The sequence below is a fragment of the Sphingomonas sp. genome (assembly GCF_019242355.1).
GTDB lineage: Bacteria > Pseudomonadota > Alphaproteobacteria > Sphingomonadales > Sphingomonadaceae > Sphingomicrobium.
The window spans coordinates 1-5,839 of sequence record NZ_JAFAVR010000050.1; the positions used below are offsets into that span (position 1 = coordinate 1).

Here is a 5,839-nt window from a genome sequence, read left to right on the forward strand (position 1 = left end):
CGAACGGCTTCCCGAACCATTCGGGGGGCCGTTTGTTTTTGAGAGGACGGAGGAGAGACGATGCGGCGAGTCGTGGTGACGGGTCTCGGTCTGGTGACGCCCCTGGGCGGCGACGTCGAGACCACCTGGCAGAACCTCATTGCGGGCAAGAGCGGGATCGGTCCGATCACCCGCTTCGACACTACCGATCACAAGGCGAAGATCGCCGGCGAGGTGAAGCCGAAGGATCATGAGTGGGGGTTCGACCCCGACAAGCGCGTCGACTTCAAGGTGCAGCGGCAGGTCGATCCGTTCATCGTCTACGCGATCGACGCTGCCGGTCAGGCGCTCGAGGACGCCGGCCTCATGGAGATGGATGACGAGACGAAAGAGCGTGCCGGCGTCTCGATCGGCTCGGGCATCGGCGGATTGCCGGGCATCGAGAGCGAATCCCTGGTTCTGGCCGAGCGCGGGCCCGGGCGCGTGTCGCCGCACTTCGTCCATGGACGGCTGATCAACCTCACCAGCGGCCAGGTTTCGATCAAATACGGCCTGATGGGCCCGAACCACTCGGTTGTGACCGCGTGCTCCACGGGCGCGCATTCGATCGGCGACGCCGCGCGCATGATCAAGGACGGCGATGCCGACATCATGCTTGCGGGCGGTGCGGAGAGCACGATCAACCCGCTCGGTGTCGCGGGCTTTGCCCAGGCCAAGGCGCTCAACACGGCCTTCAACGATCGCCCGACCGAGGCGAGCCGCCCCTATGACAAGAACCGAGAAGGCTTCGTCATGGGTGAAGGCGCGGGCGTCGTCGTGCTCGAGGAATATGAACACGCCAAGGCGCGCGGCGCGAAAATCTATGCCGAGGTCGTCGGTTACGGCCTGTCCGGCGACGCCTATCACGTAACGGCGCCGCACCCGGAAGGACGCGGTGCGGAACTGGCGATGAAGATGGCGCTGCGAAAGGCCGGGATGCAGCCCGAAGACATCGATTATGTCAACGCGCACGGCACGTCGACGATGGCGGACACCATCGAGCTTGGCGCGGTCAAGCGCGTCCTTGGCGACGATCTCGGAGGCGCTTCGATGAGCAGCACCAAGTCGGCGATCGGCCATCTGCTCGGTGGCGCCGGAGCCGTCGAGACGATCTTCTGCATCCTCGCCATTCGCGACCAGATCGTGCCCCCGACGCTCAACCTCGACGATCCGGACGAGGGCACCGAGGGGGTCGATCTCGTTCCGCACAAGGCCAAGAAACGCCCGGTCCGGGCTGCGCTCAACAACAGCTTCGGCTTCGGCGGGACGAACGCCAGCCTTATCGTGAAGGCCGTGTGAGAAGCCGCCTGCTGATCGGCGCGGCGGCGCTCGTCCTCGCCGCCTTCGTTGCGGTTTACATGCTGTGGTGGGCGCCGGGCCCGAAGCCCGGCCCGCACACGGTCGTCGTCCAGCAGGGCTCGACCATCGCCGGCGTGGCCCGCGAGCTCGAGACGCAGGGTGCGATTCCGGGAAGCGCGCGCACCTATCGCGTCATGGCGCGTCTGTTCGGCTCCTCCGACCCGGTCCAGGCCGGCGAGTTCCAGATCCCGAAGGGCATGGGCGGCGCCGCGATCCTCGACCTCTTGCAGCACGGCAAACCGGTGCAGCGGCTGATCACGGTCACGGAAGGAATGCCCTCGATCATCGTTCAGGAACGGCTTGCCGCCAGTCCGTATCTTACCGGGCCGCTTCCCGACGTGCCGGAAGGCTCGGTGCTTCCCGACAGTTATGGCTATGAACGTGGCACGACCCGCGCGGCGCTGGTCGCGAAGATGCAGCTCGCCATGGCCAGAGAGATCAAGGCACTGTGGGCGAAGCGCGGGACCGACTGCCCGGTGACGACGCCTCAGCAGGCGATCATCCTCGCCTCCATCGTCGAAAAGGAGACGGCCAAGCCCGCCGAGCGGTCGCTGATCGCGGGCGTCTATTGCAATCGCCTCCGCACCGGCATGCAGCTCGATGCCGATCCAACGGTCATCTACCCCATCACCAAAGGCAAGCCGCTCGGTCGCCGAATCCTCAAGTCGGAGCTGGAGGCGGACAATCCCTACAACACGTACAGGATCACGGGGCTTCCCGCCGGGCCGATCGCCAACCCGGGCAAGGAGAGCATCGCCGCGGTGCTCCACCCGGCGGCGACAAAATGGCTCTATTTCGTCGCGGACGGGACTGGCGGACATGCCTTTGCCGAGACGCTTTCCGAGCAGAATGCCAACGTCGCCAAGTGGTACGCGATCCGCAAGACTCGGGGAGAGATGTGACGGGAAATCGGGGAATCGGCCGGGCGCGGATGTTCGTGGGCGCCTTCCTGCTTGCCGCTGCGGTGATCAGCTGGGGAACCGGGCTGATGATGAGCCCGCATGGGCAGACGAGCGGCCACAGCGGCGTCGACCATGTTCGAACGGTGATCGTCGTCTACGTGCGCAACACCGCGATCGGGACGCTGGCGCTTGCGGCGCTATCGGCCTGGCTGTTGTTCCCGACGCGGCGCCCGCGCTCGCCGGTGCGTGATTGGCTGTTGATCGGGCTCCTCGCGCTACTTGCCGCAAGCAGCCTCTATCAGCTCTGGTGGCTACGCTCGGTGGTCAGCTGACGGGCGACAGCGCTCTGGACTGCACGTAGCCGACCCGGCGGTCGCTTTCCGCGTAACCCCAGGCCCAGCCCAGGCTGTCCTCGAGCAGCCGAAAAGCCTCGCCGGAAGCGAGCTCGCGGACGCTCGCGGCCGCGTCCGACGGGTTACTCCGCAGCATTGCCGGAGCGCGAAGCGTGCGGCTGACCGGCTCAGCATAATGAGAAGCGAGGACTTTGCCGGCGAGCGCGACGTCGGCGAGGTCTTTTCGAAAGGCGTTGAACGCGGGGTCGGGCAGTTGCGACGGGCCGGTCAGCGCGAAGCCCTCAGCCCTGGTGGGCGTAGGCCGGTGCCTGGCCGATGATCGGCCGGTGGGCGGCGGCGCCTGGCTCTGCGTCGCGGAGGTTGCGCTTGAAGCCTTCAAGAAACTCTGCCCCGTTGCTGGTGCGGACGACGAACACGTTGCGGCGGTCGTCCTGATCCCGTTCGCGGCGCAGATAGCCGAGCGCGCCAAGCGTGTTCAAGGCGCGCGTGACGACGGGCTTGGACACGCCCAGAACCCGGGCGAGCCCGCGCACGGTGTGAGGTCCCGGAGTCAGATAGACGAGCATCAGCAAGGCCATCTGCCGGTTGGTGAGATCCGGCTCGCCAGATCGGACATAGGCGATGAGCGCCTTCATCCAGCCGGTAAGCGAAACCTCGCCCATAGTGGCTTGTCTCCTCGGTCACGCCGCGGAGCGCCCGGATGAACGCTGTGCCGCGTAAGCGTCAGGTAAACCGGTAAGGAGCCGAAATGTTGCAGGGAATTTAGCCGAAATCCCGATGCCGTTCCGATTTAAATCAATCGGTCGGCAGGGAACTTCTTGCGAATTGCAGAGAATACAGCGCGCAGTCCGAGCGCATCACCGCCCTTCGGACGACCCGGTTTCGCGATGTCGCGCCACGCGTAAGTGTCGAAATGCGCCCAGGGAATTTCGGCGGTCACGAACCGCTGCAGGAACAGGGCCGCAAGGATACAGCCGGCCATCGGCGAATTGGCCGCGTTCGCGAGATCAGCAAGCTCGCTCTTCAGCAGGTCGTTGTACGGGTCCCACAGCGGCATCCGCCAGACGGGGTCCGCCGAAGCGGTTGCCGCGCCAGCCAGCTCGGCGGCGAGAGGGTCGTCGTTCGCGAACATCGCCGGCAGGTCGGGGCCGAGAGCGACGCGCGCGGCGCCGGTCAGCGTGGCGAAGTCGACGATGAGCCGCGGTTGCTCCTCCCCCGCCCGGGTTAGCGCGTCGGCGAGGATCAGCCGCCCCTCCGCGTCGGTATTGTCGATCTCGACGAACAGTCCCTTCCGCGACTTGATCACGTCGCCCGGCCGGTAGGACGCACCCGACACCGCATTCTCCACCGCCGGAATGAGGAGGTGCAGCCGGACCGGCAGCTTCTCCGCGATGACGAGCCGCGCCAGGGCCAGGGCGTGAGCCGCGCCGCCCATGTCCTTCTTCATCAACCGCATTCCGGACGCGGACTTGAGATCGAGGCCGCCGCTGTCGAAGCAGACACCCTTGCCGATGATCGCGAGGCGTGGGTCCTCGGGCTTGCCCCATTCGAGCTCGATCAGCCTCGGCGCCCGCTCCGGGATTGCCGCCCCGCCGACCGCGGCAATCAGCGGATAACCGCTGGCAAGCTCGTCGCCGGTGGTCACGCGCACCTGCGCGCCGAGGTCGTTGGCCGTGTCTCGGACCGCCTGCTCGATCTCGGCCGGCCCGAGGTCGGCGGCGGGCGTGTTGACGAGGTCGCGAACGAGCGCGGTCGCTTCGGCCAGCCGCACCGTCTCGCCGATCCGCGCCGCGTCGCCGGTGAGGAGCACGCGCGGGCCGCGCTCGGCGTCTTCGGCGGAGGAGCGAAAGCGGTCGAAGCGATGCTGGGCCAGGAGCCAGCCGAGACCCGCAGCGCCCACCTCGCCAGAAGCCAGCTTGTACGTCCCTTCCGGTAGCTCGGCGGCTAGCTGCGCAAGGCACCAGGGCGACAGCACCGACGCGTCCTTGACCGCGGCGACAACTTCGAACTCCGGCCCGCGGGGCAGCAGAATGAGGCCGCTCTTGCCCTCGAACCGATTGGCCTGGAGCAAGGTGCGGTCCTCGGCCGGGCGACCTTTCAGCCAGTCGGCGAAGCTCGCCTTGTCGACGAGATGGATCGGGCGCGCGGACTGGCCGCGGTCGGCGACGAGCAGGGGAGCGAAGTCGGTCATGCCTTATTGCGGCATGATCATGAACTGCTCCCAGCGGCCGGCCGCGCCGGGCTCGGCATAAGTGACCAGGACAAGATCCTTCCCGTCCGCATAATGGAGCGTGTAGTTGCGGTTGACGAAGCCGCCGCGAAGCCTGGGCGAGCCGGTCTCGCTGATCTTCGGCTGGCCGAGCGCCGCAAGGCTCGAGCGATAGTCGGCGAGCCTGGTCGGATCGAAGTAATAATTCAGGTTCGAAGTGAGCTTCGCGCGGTCCACCGTCCCGCCGACAAGCGCGGCGTAGGTCGCATGGACGTCCGCCAGGCGGTCGCCTTCGCTCGTCAGTCCTGGGTCGGGGCTGTTGAGAACGATCTTTTCAAGACCTTCGGTGAGCGTACTTGTCGCTTCCGAGAAATCCGAGTTGGTGAAGACGATGATCGCATCCTTCGTGTCGGGATAGATGCTGTTCTGGGTGAGGAAGCCGACCGCCTCGCCCCCATGGTCGATAACGTGCCGCTCGCGCGCATAATGGTTCGCGATGCCGAGGCCATAGCCATTGCTGCGCCCGTCGGCCCGGACCACCGGCGTTTCCTGCTCGACCCAGTCCCTGGCCGGGATCAGCGAGCGGTTCATGCGCGCGATGTCCCACTTGGCGAGATCGGCCGCAGTCATCGACAGCTCTCCCGCCGCGTAGAGCCAGCCGCGGCCCGGCTGACGGGCGACCCGCACCGGGCCGAGCGCGCTGCGTTCATAGCCCGCGGGAAACGCGGGCGTATTCGTATCGTCCTGGTCGCGGACGCTGGTCATTCTTAGCGGATCGAAGATCTTGCGGTGGAGATAGGTCAGGAGCGGAACGCCGCTCACCTTCTCGGCGATCATGCCCGCGACGACATAGCCGGTGTTGCTGTACTGCCAGCGCGTGCCCGGCTCGAAGTCCAGATCCTGGCGAGCCCAGCGCGCAAGGATTTCCTGTGGCTTCACCGGATGGGTCATCTCGGGAAGCTGGTAGTCCTGCGGCCAGAAATCCCGGATTCCGGAGG

The 5,839-nt window shown here is 66.5% G+C and carries 7 protein-coding genes; 3 read left to right on the forward strand and 4 right to left on the reverse strand.

Annotated features, from left to right (window positions below):
* Positions 1-60: 60 nt before the first annotated feature.
* From fabF to JOZ79_RS02085, 3 genes are read left to right on the forward strand one after another with little or no spacing between them, the layout of a single operon-like run.
* A complete protein-coding gene (gene fabF, locus JOZ79_RS02075; RefSeq protein ID WP_294069918.1) occupies positions 61-1,317 on the forward strand; it encodes a beta-ketoacyl-ACP synthase II in 1,257 nt (418 codons plus the stop codon).
* A 59-nt stretch (positions 1,318-1,376) separates the two neighbouring features.
* Positions 1,377-2,279: an endolytic transglycosylase MltG gene (gene mltG, locus JOZ79_RS02080; RefSeq protein WP_294069931.1), complete on the forward strand. Its 903-nt coding sequence runs from the start codon at positions 1,377-1,379 to the stop codon at positions 2,277-2,279.
* Positions 2,276-2,611, forward strand: a complete 336-nt coding sequence (locus JOZ79_RS02085) for a hypothetical protein (protein ID WP_294069920.1) — start codon at positions 2,276-2,278, stop codon at positions 2,609-2,611. The genes mltG and JOZ79_RS02085 overlap by 4 nt, the downstream gene beginning before the upstream one ends.
* Here JOZ79_RS02085 and JOZ79_RS02090 read toward each other — a convergent pair.
* From JOZ79_RS02090 to JOZ79_RS02105, 4 genes are all read right to left on the reverse strand, one after another.
* Complete coding sequence (locus JOZ79_RS02090; RefSeq protein ID WP_294069922.1) at positions 2,604-2,768, reverse strand: hypothetical protein; 165 nt, start codon at positions 2,766-2,768, stop codon at positions 2,604-2,606. The genes JOZ79_RS02085 and JOZ79_RS02090 overlap by 8 nt on opposite strands.
* A gap of 145 nt (positions 2,769-2,913) precedes the next feature.
* Positions 2,914-3,294, reverse strand: a complete 381-nt coding sequence (locus JOZ79_RS02095; protein WP_294069924.1) for a MarR family winged helix-turn-helix transcriptional regulator — start codon at positions 3,292-3,294, stop codon at positions 2,914-2,916.
* A 128-nt stretch (positions 3,295-3,422) separates the two neighbouring features.
* On the reverse strand, positions 3,423-4,823 hold the full coding sequence (locus JOZ79_RS02100; RefSeq protein WP_294069926.1) for a leucyl aminopeptidase family protein: 1,401 nt from the start codon (positions 4,821-4,823) through the stop codon (positions 3,423-3,425).
* 3 nt (positions 4,824-4,826) lie between these two features.
* Positions 4,827-5,839, reverse strand: a 1,013-nt coding sequence (locus JOZ79_RS02105; protein ID WP_294069929.1) for a serine hydrolase domain-containing protein, incomplete at its 5' end; no start/stop codon positions are given.

Coding starts and splice junctions, on each gene's coding strand:
- JOZ79_RS02090 (WP_294069922.1), bottom strand. CDS start 2,768: ATGCTGCGGAGTAACCCGTCGGACGCGGCCGCGAGCGTCCGCGAGCTC.
- JOZ79_RS02100 (WP_294069926.1), bottom strand. CDS start 4,823: ATGACCGACTTCGCTCCCCTGCTCGTCGCCGACCGCGGCCAGTCCGCG.
- JOZ79_RS02095 (WP_294069924.1), bottom strand. CDS start 3,294: ATGGGCGAGGTTTCGCTTACCGGCTGGATGAAGGCGCTCATCGCCTAT.
- mltG (WP_294069931.1), top strand. CDS start 1,377: ATGCTGTGGTGGGCGCCGGGCCCGAAGCCCGGCCCGCACACGGTCGTC.
- fabF (WP_294069918.1), top strand. CDS start 61: ATGCGGCGAGTCGTGGTGACGGGTCTCGGTCTGGTGACGCCCCTGGGC.